Source organism: Geobacter pickeringii (genome assembly GCF_000817955.1).
In the GTDB taxonomy this organism is placed as follows: domain Bacteria; phylum Desulfobacterota; class Desulfuromonadia; order Geobacterales; family Geobacteraceae; genus Geobacter; species Geobacter pickeringii.
In genome coordinates this window covers 1,289,054-1,313,091 of the sequence record NZ_CP009788.1, presented here as the reverse complement: position 1 = coordinate 1,313,091, position 24,038 = coordinate 1,289,054, and the positions used below count along the sequence as shown (strand labels likewise).

Genomic DNA, 24,038 nt, shown 5'->3' with positions numbered 1-24,038 from the left:
TGAACCCCCTAACCTTTCAGAATGCCGGAGACGATGAAGAGCGGGATGGACGCGTAGCCAAGGAGCAGCACCACTGCCGCGACCGTGCCGATCTTTCCAATAACCGGAAGAGTCTTATTGTTGTTCCATCCCATCGTCTGGAAGAAGCTCTGGATGCCGTGGGAAAGGTGGAGGAACAGCACCACCATAGCGGCAATGTAAACGAAGGCGATGATGCCGTGGGAGAAGCTTCCCGTCACCATGCCGAAGACGTCGAAGCGGCCCTGGGCATCAACACCGGCGATGATGTCAGGGGTGGCGCGGATGGTGAAATGAAGGAGGTGATAGATGATAAACGCCAGGAGCAGCAACCCGGTGTAAAGCATGCTCTGGCTCGCGAGAGTTGCCCGCTTCAGATTCTTGACGGCATAGCTTTCAGCGTTTGCCGCGCGGTTCTCCAGGCTCAGCTGTATCCCGAACAGGATGTGGATGGCCACTGCAGCACCCATTACCAGGCGGAATGCCCACACGAGGGGGGGGAGTGCGTGGAGGTGCTCGGCATAGGCGTTGATGCCGCCCGGGATGAAGATGGACGAGTTGCCCAGCATGTGGACGATGACAAACAGAACCATCAACTGGCCAGTGATTGCCATCAGGACTTTCCTACCTACAGAGCTCGTGAGCAGTTGCATAATTATTGTCCCTTTGCAGTTGATTAAGTTACGCTTACAATGGAAATCGCTACGAAACCTGGAGACCCCGTGAAGCTTTCAAGGCCCAACGGACCGAACTCCGCTTCGTTTTGAGAGGATTCTTCGCACAGTGAGGGGGCGCCCGCCATTCCTTGCAATTATCCATTGTTTCCTCCCGGAGAAGAGTTGCTGCAAGCAGCTGCCAATCACAAGAATGCGGAACATTATAACGTTTTAATTCTCCGCAATGTATACTGTATACTAAACGTCGTTTTAGGAAAAAGCAACAGAAATTTAACGAGAATAAAGGCGGAAAGCGGCTTTCCATCGCCATCAAGGGGGCTTTCTCCCCCCTTGCTGAGTGACGGAATGACGGAATACGGACCGTGCGGACTCAAATGACCGCACACAGTTATCGCATCGCCATAGCATCGGCAATAACAACGGGATTCCGGCGACCGGCGTTTCACCGGGAACGGCGTCGAAAGCGGAGTTGCAATTCAACGGATGTTCATGATACAAAGGCGGTCAAACATGCTGGAATAGCGAGGGGTTACATAAACGTAACCTAATGATTTTCTCGCGTTGTTTGTAAACCAATCGATTCGAAAAGACAACATGAAATTCACTCTCAAGAAAACGGACCGTTCGACCTCGGCGCGGCGCGGGACGCTCGTCACCCCCCACGGAACCATCGAGACCCCCATTTTCATGCCGGTGGGTACCCATGCGGCGATGAAGGCGATGACGCCGGCGCAGGTCAAGGAGACCGGCGCCCAGATCATCCTCTCGAACACCTACCACCTCCATCTCCGGCCTGGCGAGGAACTCGTCGCCAAGGCCGGCGGTCTCCACCGGTTCATGGCATGGGACGGTCCGATCCTCACCGACTCGGGGGGGTTCCAGGTCTTCTCGCTTCCCAACAAGCGGATCACCGAAGAGGGGGCATACTTCAAACATGAGGTGACCGGCGAGGAGATATTTCTCGATCCGGCCCGGGCCATTGCCATTCAGGAGGCCCTCGGCGCGGACATCATCATGGCATTCGACGAGTGCATCCCCTACCCGTGCGACCGCCAGTACGCGGCCAAGTCGACCCGGAAGACGCTCCGCTGGGCCGAACAATGCCGCAAGGCCCAGACCCGCAAGGACCAGGCACTCTTTGGCATCGTCCAGGGGAGTGTCTTTGAGGATCTTCGGGCCATGTGCGCCAAGGAACTGGTTCAGATGGACTTTCCCGGTTATGCCATCGGCGGCGTATCCGTGGGCGAGGGACTCGACCTTTTAAAAAAGGTTGTCGAATACACCGCGCCATTCCTGCCGGAAAACAAGCCCCGCTATCTCATGGGAGTCGGGCTCCCCGAAGACATCTTCGAAAGCGTCGAACGGGGAATCGACATGTTCGACTGCGTCATCCCCACGCGGTATGCCCGCAGCGCCACCCTCTTCACCAACCGCGGGAAAATCCGGCTCACGAACCGCAATTACCGGCGTGACTTCTACCCCGTCGACCCCAACTGCGGCTGCTACACCTGCAGGAACTTCACGCGCGCGTACCTCCACCACCTCTTCAACGCCAACGAAGTTCTCTCGGCGATCCTGGCGAGCATCCACAATGTCCACTTCTACCTCAACATGATGGAGGGGATCAGGATCGCCATCGAGGAGGGGCGCTTCGCAGAACACAAGAAGGAGTTCCTTTCGGGCTACCTGAAGGGGAAATAATCGCGACGCCATTTAAAGCGAGCATATATCGAAGGGCATCCACATGGGGTGCCCTTCGATGTTTTTACCAAGGGGAGAATTTTCATGACAACGGATGGAACGGAATTCGAGCGGCTTGCGGAAATCATGCGCCGACTGCGCGGTCCCGGGGGGTGCCCGTGGGATGCGGAGCAGACCCACGAATCGCTCAAGCGCTATCTCCTGGAGGAGGCCTATGAGGTGATCGAGGCGATTGACGCCGGCTCCCCCGCCATGCTGAAGGAAGAGCTGGGAGATCTGGTGCTGCAGCCGGTCTTCCACGCAGTCATCGCCGAGGAGCGGGGTGAATTCACCATGGCGGAGGTCCTTGCGGCGATCAGCGACAAGCTCGTCTTCCGCCATCCTCACGTCTTCGGCGACCAGGTCATCCGGACGAGCGAGGAGCAGATCGAGAACTGGGAGCGGATCAAGCAGAAAGAGAAGGGAGCGGAGCGGAAATCGGCCCTTGCCGGGGTCCCCCCACACCTGCCGGCACTCCTCAAGGCGCAGAAGGTGACCGAAAAGGCAGCGCGGGTCGGTTTCGACTGGTCCCGGATCGACGAGGTCTTCGCCAAGGTGATGGAGGAGCTCCACGAGTTCGAGGAGACCATGCTCGCCGCCGACCAGCAGAGGATGGAAGCGGAACTGGGCGACCTCCTCTTCGCCATCGTGAATCTCGGACGCTTTCTCTCGCTCAATCCGGAGGAAGCCCTGCGCAAGACCATCGACCGCTTTACGCGCCGGTTCTCCCACATCGAAGAGTCGCTTCACGCCCGGGGAACGGGGCTTAAGGAGGCGACCCTCGATGAAATGGAACAGCTCTGGGACGAGGCGAAGAGGCTGGAACGGAGGGAAAGCGGATCAGGCGGAGACAAAAGTTAAGAGTTTTCAACACTGTAACCAATTTTCCACAAAACCTGTGGACAACCTGTGGATAATGATGTGGATGAATCGGTAAAGGGGCAGGGTATCGGGGGGTTTTGGCACTCTGCCTATTTTTTACTCACACTGTAACATATTGTTTTTTCGAGACAATAACCTGCAACACCAGAACATCGTGCCATTTCCGCTCAAAAAGCGCTGATCAGTCGAGAGCGAGAGGACAACAGCCGCGGCGGTGTGCATAACGCCCTGAAAATTCATCATCCGAGCCGGACGGATCTCCCCCTCACCGGGTCAGCCTTCTCCGGACCTGAGCAACGACCTCACGCGCTTCGTCACAGCGAAGCAGATGGGCAATTGTCATATAGATGACGACGCCGCCAGCCACGGCGGCTCCGAGGGTCCCCACCTTGGCGATCTTGTGCCCCCCTGCCGACCACCCCTGCAGCGACACCACCCACCGGACGACCAATGCCATCGGCAGCGAGGCGAGGCACGCCTTGAGCCCCGAGACCACGATCCCCCGCCCGCCAAAGGGACCGATCTTGCGCCGCAGGAAGTAGAGCAGGAGCCCCATGTTGCCGAGGGCCGAAAGGGACGAGGCCAGGGCGAGGCCGCCGTGCTTGAGGGGGCCCATGAGGAGGAGACTGGCGCCGACATTCAGGAGGAACGCCCCGAAGGCTATGGCCACGGGAGTCCTGGTGTCCTTCAGGGCGTAGAAGGCGGGGACCAGAACCCGCACGAGGGCCACGAGGGAAAGCCCCAGAGAGTAGTAAAAGAGCGCAATGCCGCAGTTCACCGCCTTGGCGTAGTCGAACTCCCCCCCCATGAAGAGGAGGCTGAAGATGGGGGTCGAGCACATCATGAGCCCCGCCGTGGCCGGGATGGTGATGAAGAGGGTGAGTCGCAGACCGAAACCGAGGGACTCCTTGAGCTGATCGATCTCGCCGGCGGCGGCCTGGCGGCTCATGGAGGGGAGCACCGCCTGCGCCACGGATACGGTGAAGATCCCCTGGGGAAACTCGAAGAGCCGCTGGGCGTAGTAGAGGTAGGAGACGCTCCCCTGGGGGAGGAGGGAGGCGAGGATGTTCCCGACGGTGAGATTGAGGTAGTAGACCCCGACGCCGAAGATCGACGGCCCCATGAGAAGGGCGATCTTCCGCACGGCCGGGTGCCCCGTGACGAAGCGGAGGCGGATCGGAAACCCCTTCCGCCAGAGGGTCGGCAACTGGAGCAGGAGCTGCAGCACCCCGCCGACCAGGACCCCCACCGCCAGGGCGGTGATCGGCACCTGGAAGCGGTCGTGGAGGAGCCAGGCACAGAGGATCATGGAAACATTGAGAAAGACGGTGGAGATCGCCGGGGTGAAGAAGTGGCGCACCGTGTTCAGTATCCCCATGCAGAGGGCCACGAGGCTGATGAAGAAGATGTAGGGGAACATCAGCCGGTTCAGGAAGATCGTCAGCTCCAGCTTCGCCGGCTGGCTCTTGAAGCCGGGAAACATGAGGGAAACGATCCAGGGCGACAGGATAATGCCGGCGAGCGTCACCCCCGCCATGACGATGGTGAGGAGCGTGAAGCAGATATTGGCCAGCTCCCGCGCCTCATCCTCCCCACGCTGGGTGTACCACTCGGAAAAGGTGGGGACAAAGGCCGAGGTGAGCGCCCCTTCGGCAAAGAAGCGGCGGAGCATGTTCGGGATCTGGAATGCGGCGAAGAAGGCGTCGGTGTACAGCCCGGCCCCGAAGAGGCGTGACACCGCCATGTCGCGCACCATCCCCATGATGCGCGAGATGATGGTGGCAAAGCCGAGGACGCCGGCGGCGCGGGCGATCTGTTTCTTTTCGGACATTGGTTCCCCTGTGGATGGCAAGTCAGGGGAGGTTATTACCACAAAGAAGGGCCGTTTGGAACGGTTTTCAACGGCCTCCTCGGGGAGCGGAGGGGGAGATCAGCGGCTGGCGGGATAGAGCTCTTCGAGGAGCTGGTCCAGCAGCAGGCCGAGCTCTTCCGCCGATCGCCGGGGGGGATGGCAGGCGCCGCCGGCACAGAGGCGGGCTTCGGCACCGCCCGGCGCCGCCTGAGACTGAGCGCCCCTTACGGCGAGGCCAGGGAAGAACCGCTGTCCGAGCTCCCGTAGCATGGCGCGGAGTTCCGGCACGTCGTCCCCCTCCAGAACGGCCTCGCCCCCCGGTCCCTGGATCAGGTCGAAGGCCATGAGCAGCTGCAGGTGGCCGACAGGCTGCCGCCCGGCTCCCCCCATTAAGGAGCGCACGATCTCCACCCCCTTCTCCCGAAGCGCTTCATCGTCGGCAATCGCCCCGAGCCGGAGCAGCACCGACGCCGCCACGGAATTCGCTGACGGCAGCGCACCGTCGAAGGAGTCCCGACCCCGCACCAGCACCGTCTCCGCGTCGCTCCCCACATCAAAGAGCCCGCCGTCGCCGCCGAAGAGGCGGAGCATCTCCCGCGCGAGACGGAGCGCCCCGGCGAGATGGCGCGGCTCAAGGGTTGCGCCGTAGAGCTCCAGAACCCCCCCGGCAAGAAAGGCGTAATCCTCCAGGAAGGCGGGGCTGCCCGCATCCCCCCGGTGGATGCTCCGCAGAAGCCGGCCGTCATCCCTCGTCAGGTGCCTCTCGATGAAACGGGCGCTCCCTTCGGCGGCCTCCAGGAAGCGGCCGTCGCCGCAGACCAGATACGTCTTCACCAGCGCCGCCATCATGAGACCGTTCCAGGCGGTCACCACCTTCTCGTCCCGGAAGGGGCGAACCCGCCTCTCCCGGGCGGCCAACAGGAGCTGTCGCCACCGCTCGACCCGTTCCGTCCTGCCACTCCTCCCGCCGGCAGGCGTCTCATCCGCGCCGGAAGGGAGATGGAGGATGGTGCGCCCCTCGAAATTCCCTGTCTCGGTGACGCCGAAGAGGCGGCAGCATTCCGCGGCGTCGGGCTCGCCGAGAACGGCGCCGATCTCGGCCGGCGTCCAGAGGTAGTAGCGCCCCTCCTCCCCCTCCGAATCGGCATCGAGGGCGGAGTAGAAGCCCCCTTCCGGGGAGGTCAGCTCCCGCAGGACGAAGGTGCAGACCTCCGCCGCAGTCTCCCGGAACAGGTCCCGGCCGGTGGACTGGAACGCCTCGACGGAGGCGATGGCGCAGAGGGCCTGGTCGTAGAGCATCTTCTCGAAGTGAGGGACCAGCCACCGTTCGTCGACGCTGTAGCGGTGGAAGCCGAAGCCGAGCTGGTCATAGATGCCGCCGCGACGCATGGCATGGAGGGTGGCTTCCGCCATGGCCAGGGCCTCGGCGTCGCCGAAGCGGCGGGCGTAGCGCAGGAGGAACTGGAGCTGAAGCGGCATCGGGAATTTGGGAGCGCCGCCGAAGCCGCCGTTGAGCGGGTCGTACATCCCACCCAGCTGGCGCCGCGCCTCGTGGAGGGGAGCATCATCCGCGACATCGCCCCCCTGGGGGGTGGCGAGCCGGGCAACCCCCGCCATGATCGCCTCGCAGTTCTGCCGCACGAGCTCCCGGCGCGTCCGCCAAACCTCGTCGATCCGGCCCAGGACCTCCATCAGCCCCGGCATCCCGCCGCGGGGATTCTTCGGGATATAGGTGGCGGAAAAAAACGGCTCCCGATCGGGGGTCATGACGATGGTCAGGGGCCACCCGCCCCGCCCCCCCATCATCTGCGCAACCCGCATGTAGGTATCATCGATGTCGGGGCGTTCCTCCCGGTCGACCTTGACGGCAACGAAGGAGCGGTTGAGGACGGCGGCCACCTCGGGGTCTTCGAACGATTCGTGGGCCATCACGTGGCACCAGTGGCAGGTGGCATAGCCGATGGAGAGGAAGACCGGCTTGTCCTCGGACCGGGCCCGGGCGAACGCCTCTTCTCCCCACTGGTGCCAGTCGACCGGGTTGTCGGCGTGCTGGAGCAGATAGGGACTCGAGGCAAAGATGAGCCGGTTGAATGACTCTCCCCCGTCCGCCGGCAGGGTCCCCCGGTCGGCTAAGAAGATTCGCTCCAGTCGTTGCCGTTCGTCGCTCCGTTTCGCTTCATCGCCCATAACACCCCCCGTATCCAGCCCTATTCACCTCCCAGTGTAACAGATGATCCATCGAGAGTCTTTGTTCGGGGGCGAAATCCTGATACACTCGACGGCCACGGAGGGACTTCATGAATGCGGTCACGGGAAGGATCATCCTCGTCATTCTGCTGGCGGCCACCGCGGCAGCGGCTGCCGTCACCGTGGTCGGACGGTTCAGCGCCGGCGACCTGAGCGGGTGGGAAGAGCAGACATTCCGGGGGAAGAAGAAGACCCGCTACACCCTGGTCACGGAGGGGGAGCGGACGGTGCTCAGGGCCGAAAGCCACGGCTCGGCATCGGGGCTCATCCGGAAGGTGGCGTTCGATCCCGCGGCGTCCCCGATCCTCCGCTGGTCGTGGAAGATCGCGGGAACCGTGAAGAAGGGGGACGAACGGACCAAAGAGGGCGACGACTACGCGGCCCGGATCTATGTGGTCTTCCCCCGGACCTTCTTCTGGCAGACCCGGGCCATCAACTACATCTGGGCCAACCGGCTCCCGAAGGGGAAATCGCTCCCCAACGCGTTCGCCCCCGGAAACGTGATGATGGTGGCGGTTGAAAGCGGTGGGGAACTGGCGGGTACATGGCGGTGGGAACAGCGGAACATCCGCGAGGACTACCTGAGGCTTTTCGGAGAGGAACCTCCGAAGGCGGGAGGGGTGGCACTCATGACCGACAGCGACAACACCGGCGAAGAGGCGCTCGCTTGGTACGGCGACATAACCCTGTCGCCCCAATAAAAAAGGGGCGCCGAAGCGCCCCTGTCGACCGGCGTGAGCCGCGGGCTATCCCAGCAGCCGCGCGAGCCTGCTCCGCTCCTTCTCCAGGCGGTCCTTCCCTTCCTCGAATGCCTTGAGGAGGTCTTTCTTGACGTCGTGGGAGATCTCCTTCCCCTTGTCGAGGATCTCCTGGGTCTTGTCGCTCAGGTTGTCGACCACGTCGGAGACCTTGTCGGAAAAATCCTCCACCAGCTCCTCGGCCTCGTTCTTGGCACGGCGGACGTATTTTTTGATGTCGCGCCGGGTCTTCTTTCCCGTCTGGGGGGCAAAGAGAAGCGCCGCACCGGCCCCCAGGATGCCGCCGGCGATGAGCATGAGCGCGCCAACCATCATGGTATTGTTCTTTTCTTCGGTCATGGACACTCCCTCCTTTTTCAACTCTCGCTCCACATGCTAATAGTACCGCAAAAAATCACGCCGTCGAGCCGGCTTCGGCCCGAAGCCCTTCCAGCACCGCCCGAACCTCCTCCACCGTCTCCTTCGCCTGGGGAGATTTCTCCTTCTTCAGGTAGAGCTCCAGGTATTTGATGGCATCCTGCACCCGCTCGTTATCCATGTAGAGGCTGCCGAGGGTGAGGTACGACATGGTGAAGTCGGGATCGAGTCGAACCGCGGCGAGGCACTCCCGCTCCGCGTCATCGTACTCTTCCAGGTCATAGTAGAGCTCGCCCAGGTTGAAGTGGGCCGCGGCGTCATCCGGATCGAGCTCCACCCCCCTGCGGAAGGCGTCGATCGCCTTTTCCCGCTCGCCGAGGCCGTAGTAGGCGTCGCCGAGGCCGTTATAGGCAAAGACGTTGGTGGAATCGAGCTCCAGGGCCTTCTCGAAGGCCTGGACCGCATCGGTGGTCCGCTCCAGGCTGTTGTAGATCAGCCCCATGTTCACGTAGGCATCGGAGTCGGCCGGATCAAGCTCCAGCACCTTCTGGTAATGCTTCAGGGCATCCTTGTGGCGCCCCATTTCGAAGTAAAGGTCGCCCAGGGCCGTGAGGGCATCCTTGTCAGCGGGGGCGAGCTTTAGCCCCTTCTCGTACCAGCCGGCGGCATCATCGAGTTTTCCGTCCTCCGCCAGGGCCTCGCCGAGGTAGAAGCAGCACTCGGGGTTTTCCGGGTCTTCCTCGACGCATGCCCTGAACTGGGCCGCAGCGGCTGCGTAATCTCCCGCCTCCGCCAAACCGATCCCCTTTGCCAGCATCTCGTTGTCGCCCATCGTTTCCCCCTGTCGCGTTTTTTTGCCGGAAACTATATCAGAAAGATCACCGCCCCGCCACCTCCGACCGCCCATGTCGGGAAAATCCGGCCAGAACGGGCTTTCCTTTAGCCAGTTGATGCTCTATAATGAGCACACTTTACGCAAAAGGCACCGGAACCATGGCTGAAAGCCCCGCTGAGACAACCGGCCTGCGGATTCTGGAGGATATCAGCACCCTCATCCTCCAGTCCCACGATATCCACGAAACCCTCGACAACATCGTCCACCTCGTCGCCCGCCGCATCGGCACCGACGTCTGCTCCATCTACCTGCTGGAGGGAGACGGTGCGACGCTCCGCCTGGCGGCCACGCGCGGCCTCTCAAAGAGCTCCGTCGGCAAGACCTCCATGAAGCTTTCCGAGGGTCTCACCGGCCTTGTCATCGAGCAGGGAGGGGTGGTGGCCACCGACAACGCCCCCCTCCACCCCCGCTACAAGTATTTCCCCGAAACCCGCGAGGAGCGGTTCCTTTCCTTCCTCGGCGTGCCGCTCATGCAGCGGGAGACCCCCATCGGCGTCATCGTCATCCAGACCAGGGAGCCGCGCACCTTCAGCCAGGACGAGGTGAGCACCCTTGCCACCATCGCCTACCAGATCTCGAGCATCGTCATCAACGCCAAGCTCCTCGACTCCATCCGCCAGAAGGAGGACGAGCGGGCCCGCCTCGAACAGGAACTGGAGAAGCTCAAGGCCATCGGCGCCCCGCCGGCGGAAAAACCACAGCGCCCCTCCCGCCGGGAGAAGCGGTCGGTCATGCTCCTCGGGACGGCGGTATCCACCGGTTTTTCCCTCGGCAAGGTCGCCATCATCGGCCGGCGGCCAAGCAGCGACAGCATCGAGGTGGCCACGGTCAGGCCGCGGGCCGAGGAGCGGCGCCGCTTCCTCATGGCCCTCGAAAAGGCGAAGATCGAGACCCTCTACATGGAGAAGCGGGTGGCCGACCTCCTCTCCAAGGAAGACGCCGCCATCTTCCACACCCACCTCATGATCCTCGAGGATCGGGGATTCATCAACCGCGTCCTCGACCTCGTCGAGAAGGACTACGGCACCACCCGCTCCGTGAACGAGACCGTCGCCCACTACGTGAGCGCCTTCTCCCAGATGGAGGACCCCTACCTCCGGGAGCGCTCCGCCGACATGGAGGATATCCGGCGGCGGCTCCTCGACTGCCTCGACGGCTCGGGCCGGTCGCGGCTGACGCTGCGCGAAAAGCGGGTGCTGGCGGCCCACGAGATCCTCCCGTCGGACATGGCGACCCTCGACCTCGACAAGGTGATCGGCATCGTCACCGAAAAAGGGGACGTGAACTCCCACGGCGCCATCATGGCCAAATCCCTTGGCATCCCGGCCATCGTCGGGGTGGAGGGGCTCCTGCAGAACCTGGGTCTCAAGGACGAGGTCATCGTCGACGGCAATTCGGGCCACGTCTACATCAACCCGGGCGCCAAGGTGAAGGGGGAGTACGAACGGCTGGAAGCGGACTTCAGCAGCAAGCGCCGCGAACTGGAGGAACTGCGGGACGTGCCGGCGGTGACCCGCGACGGGATGGCCGTGGCCCTGCGGGCCAACATCGGCCTGGTGAGCGACGTGAGGATCGCCCTGGCCAACGGCGCCGAGGGGGTCGGGCTCTACCGCTCCGAATTCCCCTACATGTCGCGCTCCACCTTCCCCACCCGCGACGAGCTCTTTGTCTCCTACCGCAAGATCCTCGAAGGGTTCGCGCCGCACCCGGTCACCATCCGCACCCTCGACATAGGCGGCGACAAGACCCTCCCCTACTTCCCCCACCCCCGGGAGGACAATCCGTTCATGGGATGGCGCTCCATCAGGGTCTCCCTCGAACGGGAGGACATCTTCCGGGTGCAGCTTGCCGGGGTCCTCATGGCGTCCCCCTACGGCAAGGTTTCGCTCATGTTCCCCATGGTATCGAGCATCGCGGAGATCTGGCAGATCAAGAAGATTTTCGGCGAGGTGAAGGAGGAGCTTGCGCGGGAGGAGATTCCGTTCGATCCGAAGATACGGCTTGGGATCATGGTGGAGCTGCCGGCGGCGGTACTGACCGCCCACATCCTGGTGCGGGAGGTGGACTACTTCAGCATCGGCACCAACGACCTGATCCAGTACACCATGGCCGCTGACCGCAATAACCCCAAGATCCGCAGGTATTACGACCCCTACCAGCCCGCCGTGCTCCACTCCATCAAGCGGGTGGCCGACGTGGCCCGGGAAGCGGGGAAGCCGGTCTCCATCTGTGGCGAAATGGCGGCCGATCCGGTAAACGCCGTCGTGCTGCTCGGGATGGGGATCAGGGAGTTCAGCCTCTCGGCCCCCTCCATCCCGGTGGTCAAGCAGGCGATCCGCTCGGTCTCCGCGACGGACGCCGAGGCCATCGCGGCCCAGGTCCTCGCCCTGGAGAGCTCCGGCGCCGTCCGTTCTTACCTCGCAGAGGTCAGGGAACGGCTGGCGCTCTGATCTCCCCTCTCCCTCCGCCTCGAACCACTGTGCCGCAACGCACCGGCATCACGAGAGCTCCGCGTGGGCCTCGGGGTCCAGGGGGTTCATCCTCACCGCCAGGGAGAAGAGGTAGGGGTAGTCCGCCTTGAGGTGCGTCATGTAGACGATCCACTCCCGCAGGAGATGGACGAAGGCCCGCTTCATGTCGCCGGAGAGATGGTCGAGGTCCAGCGGAGAAAGCCCCTCCAGGCAGGCGCGGGCCCCGAGCTCGTCCGTCAGGTGGAAGACGGCCCAGAGGAGGTCGGTGAACTCGTCATGCTCCAGCAGGTTCGGGTTCTCCAGGAGCCGCAGCATGAACTCGCGCCGACCGGTGAGGAACTGCTTCAGGGACCCGAGGTCACCCCTTCTGCTGTCGAGACGCAGGTCATAGGCGGCAATGAACGTCGAGGCCTGGCGGAACTCCCGCTCGCCCCACTGGGGCTTTACCCGCAGCTTCTCCTCCACCCCGTCCGCGTCCGGCAGGAAACCGGACAGATTGCGGATGAGGTCGGTCCCCACCTCGCTGAAAAAGACCCCGATCACCATATTGAGCTTCTGGCGGAGGGAGTTTCGCTCCCGCTCCTTGATGACCCGCTCGATCATCAACGTCACGAAGAGGACATAGACCGGCAGGAAGGCGAAATTGCCGAGAAAGCCGACGGCCACCTCCTCCCCCTTGCCGAGGATGAGATAATCGACCCCATAGAGGAGGAGGGAGACGAGGAGAAGGAGGAAGGCCAGGTGGCGCGTGGCGAGGTAGCGTTTCACGAGTGAACTCCGTTGCGGTGTAGTTTTATGAGGCCCGGAGCGCGTCGACGACCTTCATCCGCGCCGCCCGGAAGGCCGGCAGCACCCCGCCCACCAGCCCCATGCCCAGGGAGAAGAGGAGCGACTTGCCGATGATGGCGAGGGTCAGCGTGAAGGTGAAGGCGAGCTCCGAAAAGGTCTGCCAGTTCATGGTCGAGATGGTGATGAGCTGCATGAACGAGGCGAAGAAGAGCCCCGCCACCCCGCCGAGGAGGCCGAGGAAAAGGGACTCCAGGATGAAGGCGGCAAGGATGCCCCCCCGGCGGAAACCGAGGGCGCGCAGGGTGCCGATCTCGGTGATCCGGTTGGCCACGGCGGCATACATGGTGATCATGGCGCCGATGATCGCCCCGAGGGAGAAGATAATCGTCAGGGTCACCCCCAGGATGCGGAGGAACTTCGCCATCGCCTCCGACTGGTCGGCATAGAAGCGGATCTCCCGCTTCGCCTCCAGGGTCAGCCGCGGGTCAGAGTCGATGCGGGCCTTCACCTTCTCGAACTCAGCGGGATCCCGCAGCTTGAAGACGATGGAAGAGTAGACCGGCCGGCGGAACGCCTGCATCAGCTGATCCACGTCCCCCCAGATCTCCGACGAAAAGCCGGTGGTGCCGGCATCGAAGATCCCCACCACCGTCCAGTTCCGCATCCCGAAGCGGACCGTCTCCCCGATCCCTCCCCCCTGAAACCGCTTGGCGATACTCGCCCCGGCGATGATCTCCGCCGAACCGGGACGGGGCATCCGCCCCTCCCGGAGCCGCACCTGGGGGCGCATCAGGAGCGATGCCGGTGCAATCCCCCTGATGACGACATTGGACGGCTTGCCGGTACCGCGCTTGGGAAGGCTGATGAGAACGACGAGCTCCTTGGCCGCCAGACGCACCCCTCCCGACATGGCCACCTCGGGCTGGGTCTCCACCACCGCCGCCTGGGGACGATCGATGCCGCTCTGCACCTCGGTCTGGGCCGACTTGCGGATCACCACCACGTTGTCGTAGGAGCCGGTCTCGACGAGGGTCTTGCGCAACCCCTCCGCCAGCATGAGGGTCGCCGCAAAGACGAAGACCACCAGCGCCATCCCCGCTGCGGTGAGGACCGTCGTCAGGCGCCGGGTCCAGAGGTTGCGGAAGCTGTAGGAGTACGGAATCCCCATCAGCCGATCCTGCGAAGGCCGTCGGCGATCCGGATCGTGGCGCCGCGCCAGGTGGGGAAGATTCCCGCTATGACCCCAACCGTCAGCGCCGCCGCCAGGTCGAACCAGATGGTCAGCCGCGCCACGGTGAAGACCGGAAAGAACTGGGAAAGCGCAGTCTCGATCCAGTGGGCCGCCGGAAAGGTGAGGAGGATCCCCGTCACCCCGCCGGCCAGGGAGATGACGAGCGACTCGCCGAAGATCACCCCGCCGATGTGGCGTGCGCCGAAGCCGAGGGTCTTGAGGGTGGCGTACTCGGCGATCCGCTCCCGGGCCGTCATCGCCATGGTATTGGCCGCCACCACCATGATGATGACGATCACCACGTAGGAGACGATCTGGATGGCGACCATGATCGCCTCGGTCATGGAGACGAAGCTCAACTGGAACGCCTTTTCGGTCTCGGTGAGGGTCTCCGCCAGGGAGTTCTTGAAGAGGGCATCCACCGCCAGTGACACCTCGGCCGCCTGCTCCGGCTTTTTCAGCTCGACCAGGTAGAACCCCGCCTGATCCGCCCGGCGGGGGATGGTCTTCTTCACGGTCTCGTTCAGGTAGTCCCAGTGGAAAAAGAGCTGGGTCTCGTCGGTGTTCTTTTTTGCACCGCGGTAGATGGCCCGGATCACGAACTCCCACTGGCCGGGGAAGATGGTCCCCCGCAGCGTCACCGCATCGCCGATCTTCCAGCCGAACCGCTCGGCGGTCTTCCTCCCCACCACGCACCCCCGCCGGTCGAGGAGGAAGGCGCTGCGCTGGTCGTCGGGGATGACATACTCAGGGTACATCGCCAGATACTCTTTCGGCTCCACGGCAAAGCTGGGGAAGAAGTTCTTCTCCTCCTTGTAGATCCCGCCGAACCAGTTCCCCCAGGAGACACCCTTCACCCCGGGCACCTGCCTGATCCGGTCCTTGTACGAGATGGGGAGGGGAAAGACGAGGGAGATGGCGTTGCGCGTCACGAGCCGCGAGGCCGACGACGCCTCTACCCCGGCGTACCAGAGGTCCACCAGGGTCCGCAGCAGCCCGAAGGCGAGGACCGCCACCGCCACCCCGACGATGGTGAGGATGGTCCGGAGTTTGTGCCGGAAGGCGTTGCGGATGATGAGCCTGAGGAAGAACACGCTCTTCCCTACCCTTCGCCGCCGGCGAGGATCCCCTTTTCGAGATTCCGGATGACGTGGGCCTTCTCCGCCGCCTTGGGGTCGTGGGTCACCATGATGATGGTCTTGCCGAAGCCGTGCACGAGCCGGTCCATGAGGGTGAGGATCTCGCCGGCCGAGACCCGGTCCAGGTCGCCGGTCGGTTCGTCGGCCACCAGGATGTCCGGATCGGTCACCACCGCCCGGGCGATGGCCACCCGTTGTTGCTGGCCGCCGGAGAGCTGGGAGGGGTAGTGGTCCAGCCGGTCGGAGAGGTTCACCAGCGACAGGGCCATCTCCACGTGCTCCTGCCGCTCGCGGCGGGAGAGCCCGGTGAGGAGCAGCGGCAGCTCCACGTTCTCGAAGGCGGTGAGGACCGGCATCAGGTTGTAGAACTGGAAGATGAAGCCAACGTGGGCGGCCCGCCAGGCGGCGAGCTCCCGGTCCGCGAGGGTGGTGATCTCCACCCCGCCGATGGTGATGGTGCCGGTGTCGACCTGGTCGATGCCGGCGATGAGGTTGAGGAGCGTGCTCTTTCCCGAGCCGGACGGCCCCATGAGGGCCAGGAACTCTCCGGCGGCGATGTCGAAGGAGATATTCTCCAGGACCGGGACGGTCTGGCTGCCGCGCCGGTACGACTTGGAGACGTTGCGGACGGAGACGATGGGAGGGGCGGCGGTTTCCATGGCTCCCCCTACTTCTCCGCCACGGTGACCTTGGTCCCGTCCTTCAGCTTGTCGAGAGGCTTGAGCGCGATCCGGTCGCCCGGCTTCACGCCGCGGACGATCTCGATCATGTCGCCGAGCCGGGCGCCGACGGTCACGGGGGTCTCTGCGACGCGGTTTCCCTTCACGAGGTAGACCACCTTCTTCCCGCCACGCTCCACCACCGCGGCCGGGGTAACCGCCGTCCGGGGTTTCTCCTCCCCCGCCGCCACCGGCCGTTCCAGAAACGCCACCTTGGCGCTCATCTCCGGGAGGATCCGGGAATCGCCGTCGGTAAAGCGGACCTTGACGAGGACGGTGGCCTTGGAGCGGTCGGCGGTGGGGACCACCATATGGACCACTCCCCGGAAACGCGACTCCGGAAGGGCGTCGAGCTGGATCTCGCACGGCTGGCCGACCTTCACCTTCTCCAGATTCGACTCGGAGACGTCGGCCTCCGCCTGGAGGGAGCCGAGGTCGGCAATGGTGACGACCGCCGCCTTGGCGTTGGCCGCGGCGCCGATGGGGGTGACGATGTCGCCGACGTCGGCGTTCTTGGTGAGGACCACGGCGTCGAAGGGGGCGCGGATCAGGGCGTACTCCACGTTCACCTCGGCCCCCTTGAGGGCCGCCGCAGCGGCCCGGATGGATGCCTCCGCGCCGGCCACCGCCGCCCGGGCCTTCCGGTAGCGGGCTTCGGCGGCATCGTAGTCGGCCTTCGCCACGATCCCCTCCTTCAGGAGCTGCTTCTGGCGGTCGTAGGCCAGGGTGGCGTCAACAACCTCCGCCCGGGCCTGGTCGAGGCCGGCCGTGGCATTGCGGACGGTGGCCGCGGCCTGGTCACGCGCCGCCACGGAATCCTGGTTCTCGAGCCGCGCAAGCACGTCCCCCCGCTTCACCCGGCTCCCCTCCTCGACGCCAAGCCACTCGAGGCGGCCGGTGATTTTCGCCGCCACCGCCGCCTTCCGCTGGGCCACGACGTAGCCGCTGGCGTTGAGGGTGGTGAAGGTTTGGGACGGATAGACCTGGGTCACCGTTCCCGTATCGATGGTCACGGCGGGTGAGAGGAGCCCGCTGGCCCACAGAATGACCATCAGCACCACCGCCGCTGCGCCAATCCAGACCATGGGCCGTCGGCGGTGGGGGGGGCGGGAAACGGCCTGTTTGTCGATCTTCAGCTTTCCCAGATCTTCATTGGACATCGGCGAACTCCGGACGGAATTTTTCCGCCCCTGCCGTGGACCCGGCGGGGCGGAAAGCGGAACATCCGGCTGACAATAGCATTTACGGGGGAACGTGTGAAGGGATTAAAAAATGGGAGAGAATCGAACGGGCGACGGGGCGCGGCGGCCTACTCCACCACCTCGATCACCCCCTCCATCCCTTTCTCGCGGTGGCTGGGAAAGAAGAGGAGTTTCTTGTCGCAGTACATGGGATAGCTGCCGGCTTTCGTCGGGGTGAACCGGATCACCGCCGGCTCCCGCTCGAGGTCGATCTTGAAGTCGATCCCCGCCTCCGGGGCATTGACCACCAGATCGTGGGGAACCAGTACCGTTTCTTTTCGTACCCGCAGCTCCACCGGGACATTCACCCTGACGATGATGCGGTTCGGCCGGAAGAAGTAATCGCCTCCCACGAGTTCCACCCGCTGCACCCCGTCAGCGTCCACCGGGGCCCGGAAGGTGGTCTGCCCGGGCTTTTCGCCCCCTTCGTCCCCCAGAGCCGGCAGGGCGGCAAGGACGAAAAGTGCCGCCGCAAACATGACGATCCGTTTCATCGGCACCCTCCTCACCCCTTGAGTTTCTTCATCATCTCGCGGCAGAAGGCCGGAATGTCGGCAGGGTGACGGGAGGTAACAAGGTTTCCGTCCACCACCACCTCGCTGTCCTCGTAGAGCGCCCCGGCCTCCTTCATCTCCGTGGCCACCGACTGGTAGCAGGTGGCCCGGCGCCCCTTCAGGAGCCCGGCGGTGATGAGGGTCTGGGGACCGTGGCAGATGGCGGCCACCGGCTTGTCGTGACAAAAGAAATGCCGGCAGATGTCGAGGGCTGCTTTCTCCTTCCGGATGGCGGCGGGAGCCTTCCCCCCCCGGAAGGACCAGGACGGTGTAGTCATCCGGGACCACCTCGGCCAGGGGCTTGTCCACCGTCACCTCATAGCCGTGCTTCCCGGTGATGATGCCGCGGGCGGGCGCGGCCACGTCGACCGGTATCCCTTCTTCCCGAAGGCGATAGTAGGGGACCAGAAGTTCGGAATCCTCGAAATTGTCCGCACTGATGATGAGCGCTCTCATGGCTTTCCTCCCTGAAAAAGCGGCAGGGGCAATCCGAAAGAATTGCCCCTGCCGTGGTTTCCGCCGTCTGGACGCTTACTTCAGCCGGGCCTCGGCGGCCTTCCAGTCGACGTTTTTGAAAAACGCCTCGATGTAGTCGGCCCGCTTGAGCCCGTAGTCGAGCATGAAGGCATGCTCGAAGACGTCCATGATGAGGATCGGGGTGCAGCCGGCCGGGTGGGCCACGTCGTGCTCGTTGATCCAGAAGTTAATGAGCTTGCCGGTGGCCGAATCCTGATAGAGCACCGCCCAGCCGATGCCGCGCATGGCGCCGGTCGCCCTGAAATCCTTCTCCCACGCCTCAACGCTGCCGAAGTCGGCGGCGAGCGTGGCGGCCAGCTTCCCGGCCTGGGCGACGCCCCCCGTCCCTCCCAGGTTCTCGAAGTAGTATTCGTGGAGCCGCATGCCGTTGAACTCCCACCCGAGGCGGCGCTTGAGCTCCGCGTACTCCGAGGTGGCTGTTTTCCCCTCGACAAGCATCTGCCCCAGGATGTCGAGCACCTTGTTGGTGTTGGTCACGTATCCCTGATACAGGGTGAAATGATTTTTCAGGAGCGCCTCGCTGAACCCCTCCATACCGATCAGTTTCGCATAATCCTTTGCTTCGTAAGCCATCGTCATACCTCCTTGCGGATCTGAAATTTCATCTGGTGCCGCCAGGCACGGTGTCAACAGTATCACGAAACGACGAAAGGTCAAGACAAAAAAGACAAATAAACTCTTTTTTGTCCCGTAAGCCACAAAGCCCCGTCGGCGCTTTACCGCTCCTCGATCTCGGCGGCGGCAATCTCCACATCGGGGCGCTCTTCGGCGATCCACTCCTCGACACGCTCCAGGAGATGGCGGCCGGCGGCGCGGGACGGAGTCACGACGGCAAAGCCGAGGAGCGCCTCGCCATGGACATCCTGAAGGTCCACTTCGGCGGCGGAGACGTTGAAGCCGTTCCGGACCCGGGCGAGAATGCTCTTGACGATCCCCCGCTTTCCCTTGAGGGAGTGGCTGGGGAGAAAGAGGTGGATGGTGAGGGAGTGGACGAACATTATGCATGCTCCTCAAAGATGAGGATTATTTCATTCTGGGCAGACGCGGCCAGGGCGGAAAATGACCGCTTTCTAGAACTCTGCGTGGCGCGGGGTGCGGGGGAACGGTATCACGTCCCGGATGTTCTCCATCCCGGTGAGATACATGATGAGCCGCTCGAAGCCGAGGCCGAAGCCAGCGTGGGGGGTGGAGCCCCAGCGGCGGGTGTCGAGGTACCACCAGAGGGAGGCGGGATCGATGCCGGTCTCCTCCATCCGGGCCACGAGGAGGTCATAGCGTTCCTCCCGCTGGCTTCCGCCGATGATCTCACCCACCTTCGGAACGAGGAGGTCCATGGCGGCAACGGTCTTCCCGTCGTCGTTCTGCCGCATGTAGAACGCCTTGATCTGCTGCGGGTAGTTGACGACGAAGACCGGCCCTCCCACCACCTGCTCGGTGAGGTAGCGCTCGTGTTCGGTCTGGAGATCGAGCCCCCACTCCACCGGATATTCGAATGCCACGGAGGCCTGCCGCAGCCGCTCGATCGCCTCGCCATATTCCATCATGGCGAAGGAGGAGCCGGCGACCCCTTCGATGCGCGCCACGAGCCCCGGGTCGATATGCTCGTTGAAGAACGCCAGATCCTCCTGGCAGTGGTCGAGGACGTGGCGGCAGAGATAGCGGAGGAATTCCTCGGCCAGGGCGGCGTCGTCCCGCAGGTCGGCGAAGGCCATCTCCGGCTCGATCATCCAGAACTCGGCGGCATGGCGCGGGGTGTTGGAGTTTTCGGCCCGGAAGGTGGGACCAAAGGTATAGATGTCGGAAAACGCCTGGGCGAAGAGCTCCCCTTCCAGCTGGCCGCTGACGGCGAGGCCGGCGGCCTCGCCGAAGAAGTCGCCCGAGAAGTCGACCCCGCCGCCGGCGAACTTCGGCCGCGCGAGGTCGAGGGTGGTGACCCGGAAAAGCTCCCCTGCCCCTTCGCAGTCGTTGGTGGTGATGATGGGGGTATTGACGTAGAGGAATCCCCGCTCGGCGAAGAAGCGGTGAACCGCCTGGGCCAGCGACGAACGGACCCGGAAGACCGCGCCGAAGGTGTTGGAGCGGGGACGGAGATGGGCGATGGTCCGCAGGTATTCGAAGGTGTGCCGCTTCTTCTGGAGCGGATAGCTCTCGTCGGCGGGACCCAGGAGCTCGACCGCCGCCGCGCGGAGCTCGTACCGCTGGCCGGCGGCGGGGGAGTCCACAAGCCGCCCCCGGACCGCCACGGCGGCGCCGGTGCCGACGGTGCAGATCTCCGCGTAGTTCGGGAGCGCGGGCTCCGCCACCACCTGGAGGTTCGCGAGGGAGGACCCGTCATTCAGCGCCAGAAACGCCACTTCCTTGCCGACCCGGCTGGTCCGGACCCACCCCTTCACCGTGACTTCCCCGCCGCCCCCTTCTCCGGCAAGGGCGCTCCGTATCCGCGTGCGAGCAACCATGAACATGACTCCTTCCCGAGAGCCTGTGGGACGTAGGAATGAATCTGCTGCGAAAACGGCAAATCGGTCCATATTTCCGGGAATTTTTGACGAATAGAACCACTATTCGCCTGCAAATTCCCGAAAATCTGTCCTCGACATGCCATTCTCTCGCTACGATTCCCTAAGTCCGACAGGCTCCTGACGTTTGACTTGCCCCCATCTTCGGTATAGGCTGGATGGGAACGGTCCAATTGTACAACAAAGGAGATCAGAGTCATGCGCAAAATCATCGCGACCTCCCTCGTCCTCGCCGTTGCCCTTGCCGCTGGCACCGGCATGGCGGCGGAATTCCCTGCGGCTCCCCAGAGCAAGATCGACGCAAAGGCGCCGAAACAGCAGCAGTATCCGAAGATCGTCCTCTACTCCGTCGCCTGGTGCCCCCACTGCAAGGAGGCGAAGGAGTATTTCACTTCCCGCGATATCCCGTTCATCAACAAGGATGTGGAGCTCGACGACAAGGCAATGGAGGAGCTGACCAAGAAGTACAAGAGCCAGGGGGTGCCGGTGATCGTCATCGGCGACAAGAAGGTCCTCAAGGGATTCAACCCCGACATGTTCGAGAAGGCGGTGAAGGATTTCCAGAAGAAGTAGCGGATACGACTGTCCGTGAACGCAAAAAAGGGAGCCGATCTGGCTCCCTTTTCTTTTTCCCCCGCCCCCATGGCCGCGTCAGTGGGCCCCGCTCCTGGTTATGAGCATGACGCCGACGCAGACGAGGACCGTGCCGGCCCAGCGCATCGGGGTGACGGTCTCGCCGAGAAACCACTGGGAGAGGAACGCGACAAGGACGTAGTTGAGCGCCTGCATCGGCAGGGCCACGGAGAGATCCTCCCACGAGAGGACCGCCAGCCAGAGGAAGAAGAAGACCGCCAGCATGGCGGTGCCGATGATCAGCTTGGGGGTGGTGAGGGCCTGAAAGGCCACGTTGAGAATTCCGCGCAGGTTCATGGCGGAGATGTCCCCCAGCTCCTTCATCCCCTTGGCGAGGAGGATGTCGCCGATGGTGCCGGCGGAAACCGCCATGAGCATGACGATGAAGGTTTTAAGCATACGTCTTTTCCTCTCCGCGATAATTCCTGAGTCTGATGCCGAGCGCCCGGAGACGCTCCTTCACCCGGGGGCTCGTCAGTGCCGCCAGCTCCTCCTCGTGCCGGTAGTCGGGCATCCGGCGAGTGATCTCGGCACAGGGGAGACAGCCGGGGTGAAAGTAGATTTCGGTGGTGCCATCCCCCACCCCGTCCAGGGCCCTCAGGAGATACTCTTCGGTCATCCGCCCTGAGTTAAGCAACCCCTTCACCTCGGCCGCATAGCCGATGCCGAGCCGGTCCAGCAGGGGGCGGCAGCGGGCGGCGAGCCGTGAGAAGATGAAGGCGTCCGCCGCCTTACCCAGGGGGCGTGCCCGGTCAATGGCGAGGTTTTGGCGGAGATTCTCCCGGCTGAGGCGGAAGGTGGTGATGCCATGCTTCGGCATCAGCTCCCGGAGGATATCGAAGACCGTGGGATGCATGTGGATGTTAAGGTGGCCGTCGACATGGGAGAGAGGGAGGCCGGTCTCCCGGAACTTGAGGATCTGCCCCTCGATCTCCCGGTGAAGCTGCGGGCGGAACGACTTGACGAAGAAGTAGCGCATCCCGCCGTGGACCGGATCGTTGGTGAAGTTGCCGTCACGGTCGTGGATCGACGGGAACCGGTCGTGGCGGACCACGGCGCTCCCCTGCACCAGCGTCAGGTGAAGCCCCACCTGGAGGCCGGGGTTCTCCTTCGCCAGGGCCACCGCCTCCTCGAAGGCATCGCCACCCACCATGAGCGAAGCGGAGGTCAGGATTCCTTCCCGCCACCCCTTCACCACGGCCCGGTTGACGCCGCTGGAGAGGCCGAAGTCGTCGGCGTTGACGATCAGCTCTTTCGGATGGGCGTTTTTCAGCACCCGCCCCCCGCCGCCTTCCGCTTGCGCATGTATTCGAGGTACTGCTTCCCTTCCTTGAGGAGCTTCTTCCGCTCTTCGCCGTCCACGATCATCTTCATGATGCTGCGGGCGATGTACTTGGGGCGGAAGTAGAACTTGTCGTAGAAGAGCTCCACGGCGTCGAAGATCTCCTTGTTGGAGAGGTGTGGGTAGTTGATGACGCACATCTGGTGGCCGGTGTCGTCGATGTACGACTCGGAGGCGATCCACCCCTCGGCCCGGCAGAGGTCCCAGAACTCGGTGCCGGGATACGGCGAGGCGAGGGATGCCTGGATGGAGTTGATATCCAGCGCCTTGGCGAATTCGATGGTCTCGCGGATGGTCTCGCGGGTCTCGCCGGGGAGCCCCATGATGAAGGCGCCGTGAACGGAGAGGCCGAGCTTTTTGCAGTTCTTCGTGAACTCGATCGCCTGCTGCCTGGTGACCCCCTTCTTGATGTTCTTCAGGATCTGCTCGTTGCCGCTCTCGAAGCCGACCACCACGTGGCGCAGCCCCGCCTCGCGCATGATCTTCAGGGTCTCGTAGTCGCAGTTGGCCCGGGCGTTGATGGTCCAGGAAATGCCGAGGGGCTTGAGCTTCTCCGCCACCTCCCGTGCGTGCTTGCGGTCGGCGGTGAAGGTGTCGTCGTCGAAGGAGAGCTCACGCATCTCGGGGATGTTGTCGACGATCCACTTCACCTCCTCGTAGACGTTCTGGGGGGAACGGGTCCGCATGGCCCGCCCCGAGAAGGTCTGGGGCCAGAGGCAGTAGATGCACTTGGAGGGGCAGCCGCGGCTGGAGTAGATGGAGACGTACGGATTCTTGAAGTGGGGAATCACGTACTCGGAAATCGGCAGGTCGCGTTTGTAGACCGGCGCCACGAAGGGGAGCGCGTCCAGGTCCTGGATCGGCGCCCGGTCCGCGGTGTGGTGGATTTTGCCATCCTTCCAGAAGCTGATGCCGTCCACCCGCTCCCACTCGCGCCCCTCGCAGAGCTCCTTGGTGGTGTAGTCGAACTCGCCACGACAGACGATGTCGATGATCCCTTCACCCTGGCGAAGCGACTCCTCGGGCAATACCGTGACGTGAGGGCCGGTGAGGACCGTCACCGTGGCCGGCTTCCGGGCCTTGATCCGGCGGGCGGTGGCGATGTCGAGGGCCAGCGTCGGGGTGGAGGTGTACATCACCACCATATCGAAATCTTTGGCGATGTCGAGGCAGGCGTCGAGATCGAACCGCTGCACCGGCGCGTCGACCACGCGGGAGCCTTCGATCATCCCGGCCGGGAAGCAGAGCCAGGTCGGATACCAGAAGGAGGTCACTTCCCGGGATGCCTGGTAGCGGGCGCCGGCGCCGCCGTCGAAATCCTCGTAGGTGGGGGGGTTCAAAAATAACGGTTTCATCTGAAGCTCCTGAAAAGGGTGCACATTATTACGACGTTAATCAAACGCGCAGAATAGTCCGTGGGTTGTGGAAAGTCAAGGTGAA

23 protein-coding genes and 1 pseudogene are annotated in these 24,038 nt (G+C 63.5%); 5 read left to right on the top strand and 19 right to left on the bottom strand.

The window, feature by feature from the left end; genetic code table 11:
* Positions 1-8: 8 nt before the first annotated feature.
* Positions 9-671, bottom strand: coding sequence for a succinate dehydrogenase cytochrome b subunit (locus GPICK_RS05930; protein WP_039741297.1), 663 nt, complete (start codon positions 669-671; stop codon positions 9-11).
* A gap of 618 nt (positions 672-1,289) precedes the next feature.
* Between GPICK_RS05930 and tgt the strand changes: the two genes are divergently transcribed.
* Both tgt and mazG read left to right on the top strand, forming a co-directional pair.
* Positions 1,290-2,396: a tRNA guanosine(34) transglycosylase Tgt gene (gene tgt, locus GPICK_RS05925; RefSeq protein ID WP_039741296.1), complete on the top strand. Its 1,107-nt coding sequence runs from the start codon at positions 1,290-1,292 to the stop codon at positions 2,394-2,396.
* Between the two features lie 84 nt (positions 2,397-2,480).
* Positions 2,481-3,296: a nucleoside triphosphate pyrophosphohydrolase gene (gene mazG, locus GPICK_RS05920; protein ID WP_039741294.1), complete on the top strand. Its 816-nt coding sequence runs from the start codon at positions 2,481-2,483 to the stop codon at positions 3,294-3,296.
* 286 nt (positions 3,297-3,582) lie between these two features.
* Here mazG and murJ read toward each other — a convergent pair whose 3' ends face one another.
* Positions 3,583-5,148 (bottom strand): murein biosynthesis integral membrane protein MurJ, encoded by a 1,566-nt coding sequence (gene murJ, locus GPICK_RS05915; protein ID WP_039741292.1) that lies wholly within the window; start codon positions 5,146-5,148, stop codon positions 3,583-3,585.
* A 99-nt stretch (positions 5,149-5,247) separates the two neighbouring features.
* Positions 5,248-7,356, bottom strand: a complete 2,109-nt coding sequence (locus tag GPICK_RS05910; protein ID WP_039741290.1) for a thioredoxin domain-containing protein — start codon at positions 7,354-7,356, stop codon at positions 5,248-5,250.
* Positions 7,357-7,466: 110 nt separating this feature from the next.
* On the opposite strand from GPICK_RS05910, the gene GPICK_RS05905 reads away from it, so the two are divergent.
* Positions 7,467-8,117: a DUF3047 domain-containing protein gene (locus tag GPICK_RS05905; RefSeq protein ID WP_039741289.1), complete on the top strand. Its 651-nt coding sequence runs from the start codon at positions 7,467-7,469 to the stop codon at positions 8,115-8,117.
* Positions 8,118-8,162: 45 nt separating this feature from the next.
* Here the strand turns inward: GPICK_RS05905 and GPICK_RS05900 are convergent, their stop codons facing one another.
* Positions 8,163-8,513 (bottom strand): YtxH domain-containing protein, encoded by a 351-nt coding sequence (locus GPICK_RS05900; RefSeq protein ID WP_039741286.1) that lies wholly within the window; start codon positions 8,511-8,513, stop codon positions 8,163-8,165.
* Between the two features lie 55 nt (positions 8,514-8,568).
* Positions 8,569-9,363, bottom strand: a complete 795-nt coding sequence (locus GPICK_RS05895; protein WP_039741284.1) for a tetratricopeptide repeat protein — start codon at positions 9,361-9,363, stop codon at positions 8,569-8,571.
* A 161-nt stretch (positions 9,364-9,524) separates the two neighbouring features.
* Here GPICK_RS05895 and ptsP point away from each other — a divergent pair, with 161 nt between their 5' ends.
* Positions 9,525-11,876, top strand: coding sequence for a phosphoenolpyruvate--protein phosphotransferase (gene ptsP, locus GPICK_RS05890; RefSeq protein WP_039741283.1), 2,352 nt, complete (start codon positions 9,525-9,527; stop codon positions 11,874-11,876).
* 48 nt (positions 11,877-11,924) lie between these two features.
* Here ptsP and GPICK_RS05885 read toward each other — a convergent pair whose 3' ends face one another.
* From GPICK_RS05885 to asnS, 11 genes and pseudogenes are all read right to left on the bottom strand, one after another.
* Positions 11,925-12,665 carry a hypothetical protein gene (locus GPICK_RS05885; protein ID WP_052263316.1) on the bottom strand — a complete coding sequence of 247 codons (741 nt, stop codon included), beginning with the start codon at positions 12,663-12,665 and terminating at the stop codon, positions 11,925-11,927.
* Positions 12,666-12,690: 25 nt separating this feature from the next.
* Positions 12,691-13,854, bottom strand: a complete 1,164-nt coding sequence (locus GPICK_RS05880; protein WP_039741281.1) for an ABC transporter permease — start codon at positions 13,852-13,854, stop codon at positions 12,691-12,693.
* On the bottom strand, positions 13,854-15,011 hold the full coding sequence (locus GPICK_RS05875) for an ABC transporter permease (RefSeq protein WP_039741279.1): 1,158 nt from the start codon (positions 15,009-15,011) through the stop codon (positions 13,854-13,856). Before GPICK_RS05875 ends, GPICK_RS05880 begins: the two co-directional genes overlap by 1 nt.
* 8 nt (positions 15,012-15,019) lie before the next feature.
* Positions 15,020-15,715, bottom strand: a complete 696-nt coding sequence (locus GPICK_RS05870) for an ABC transporter ATP-binding protein (RefSeq protein WP_039741278.1) — start codon at positions 15,713-15,715, stop codon at positions 15,020-15,022.
* An 8-nt stretch (positions 15,716-15,723) separates the two neighbouring features.
* Positions 15,724-16,935 carry an efflux RND transporter periplasmic adaptor subunit gene (locus tag GPICK_RS05865; RefSeq protein WP_039741276.1) on the bottom strand — a complete coding sequence of 404 codons (1,212 nt, stop codon included), beginning with the start codon at positions 16,933-16,935 and terminating at the stop codon, positions 15,724-15,726.
* A gap of 149 nt (positions 16,936-17,084) precedes the next feature.
* The gene (locus tag GPICK_RS05860; protein ID WP_039741274.1) at positions 17,085-17,510 is read right to left on the bottom strand and encodes a cupredoxin domain-containing protein; all 426 of its coding nucleotides are present in this window, start codon (positions 17,508-17,510) and stop codon (positions 17,085-17,087) included.
* Positions 17,511-17,521: 11 nt separating this feature from the next.
* Positions 17,522-17,848, bottom strand: a complete 327-nt coding sequence (locus GPICK_RS18230) for a DJ-1/PfpI family protein (protein WP_269078683.1) — start codon at positions 17,846-17,848, stop codon at positions 17,522-17,524.
* A gap of 37 nt (positions 17,849-17,885) precedes the next feature.
* Positions 17,886-18,026: pseudogene (locus GPICK_RS18225) on the bottom strand (DJ-1/PfpI family protein); the annotation flags it as partial.
* 75 nt (positions 18,027-18,101) lie between these two features.
* The gene (locus GPICK_RS05850; protein ID WP_039741273.1) at positions 18,102-18,680 is read right to left on the bottom strand and encodes a superoxide dismutase; all 579 of its coding nucleotides are present in this window, start codon (positions 18,678-18,680) and stop codon (positions 18,102-18,104) included.
* Positions 18,681-18,823: 143 nt separating this feature from the next.
* Positions 18,824-19,105, bottom strand: coding sequence for a DUF503 domain-containing protein (locus GPICK_RS05845; protein WP_039741271.1), 282 nt, complete (start codon positions 19,103-19,105; stop codon positions 18,824-18,826).
* A gap of 72 nt (positions 19,106-19,177) precedes the next feature.
* Positions 19,178-20,563 carry an asparagine--tRNA ligase gene (asnS, locus tag GPICK_RS05840; RefSeq protein WP_039745388.1) on the bottom strand — a complete coding sequence of 462 codons (1,386 nt, stop codon included), beginning with the start codon at positions 20,561-20,563 and terminating at the stop codon, positions 19,178-19,180.
* Between the two features lie 258 nt (positions 20,564-20,821).
* On the opposite strand from asnS, the gene GPICK_RS05835 reads away from it, so the two are divergent.
* Positions 20,822-21,196 (top strand): glutaredoxin domain-containing protein, encoded by a 375-nt coding sequence (locus GPICK_RS05835; protein ID WP_039741270.1) that lies wholly within the window; start codon positions 20,822-20,824, stop codon positions 21,194-21,196.
* A gap of 78 nt (positions 21,197-21,274) precedes the next feature.
* On the opposite strand, the gene GPICK_RS05830 is transcribed toward GPICK_RS05835, so the two are convergent.
* From GPICK_RS05830 to hpnJ, 3 genes are read right to left on the bottom strand one after another with little or no spacing between them, the layout of a single operon-like run.
* Entirely contained in the window at positions 21,275-21,655 is a 381-nt protein-coding gene (locus GPICK_RS05830; protein ID WP_039741268.1) for an EamA family transporter, read from the bottom strand.
* Complete coding sequence (gene hpnK, locus GPICK_RS05825) at positions 21,648-22,532, bottom strand: hopanoid biosynthesis-associated protein HpnK (RefSeq protein ID WP_236685661.1); 885 nt, start codon at positions 22,530-22,532, stop codon at positions 21,648-21,650. Before hpnK ends, GPICK_RS05830 begins: the two co-directional genes overlap by 8 nt.
* The gene (gene hpnJ / locus GPICK_RS05820; RefSeq protein ID WP_039741266.1) at positions 22,526-23,953 is read right to left on the bottom strand and encodes a hopanoid biosynthesis associated radical SAM protein HpnJ; all 1,428 of its coding nucleotides are present in this window, start codon (positions 23,951-23,953) and stop codon (positions 22,526-22,528) included. The genes hpnK and hpnJ overlap by 7 nt, the downstream gene beginning before the upstream one ends.
* Positions 23,954-24,038 lie beyond the last annotated feature (85 nt).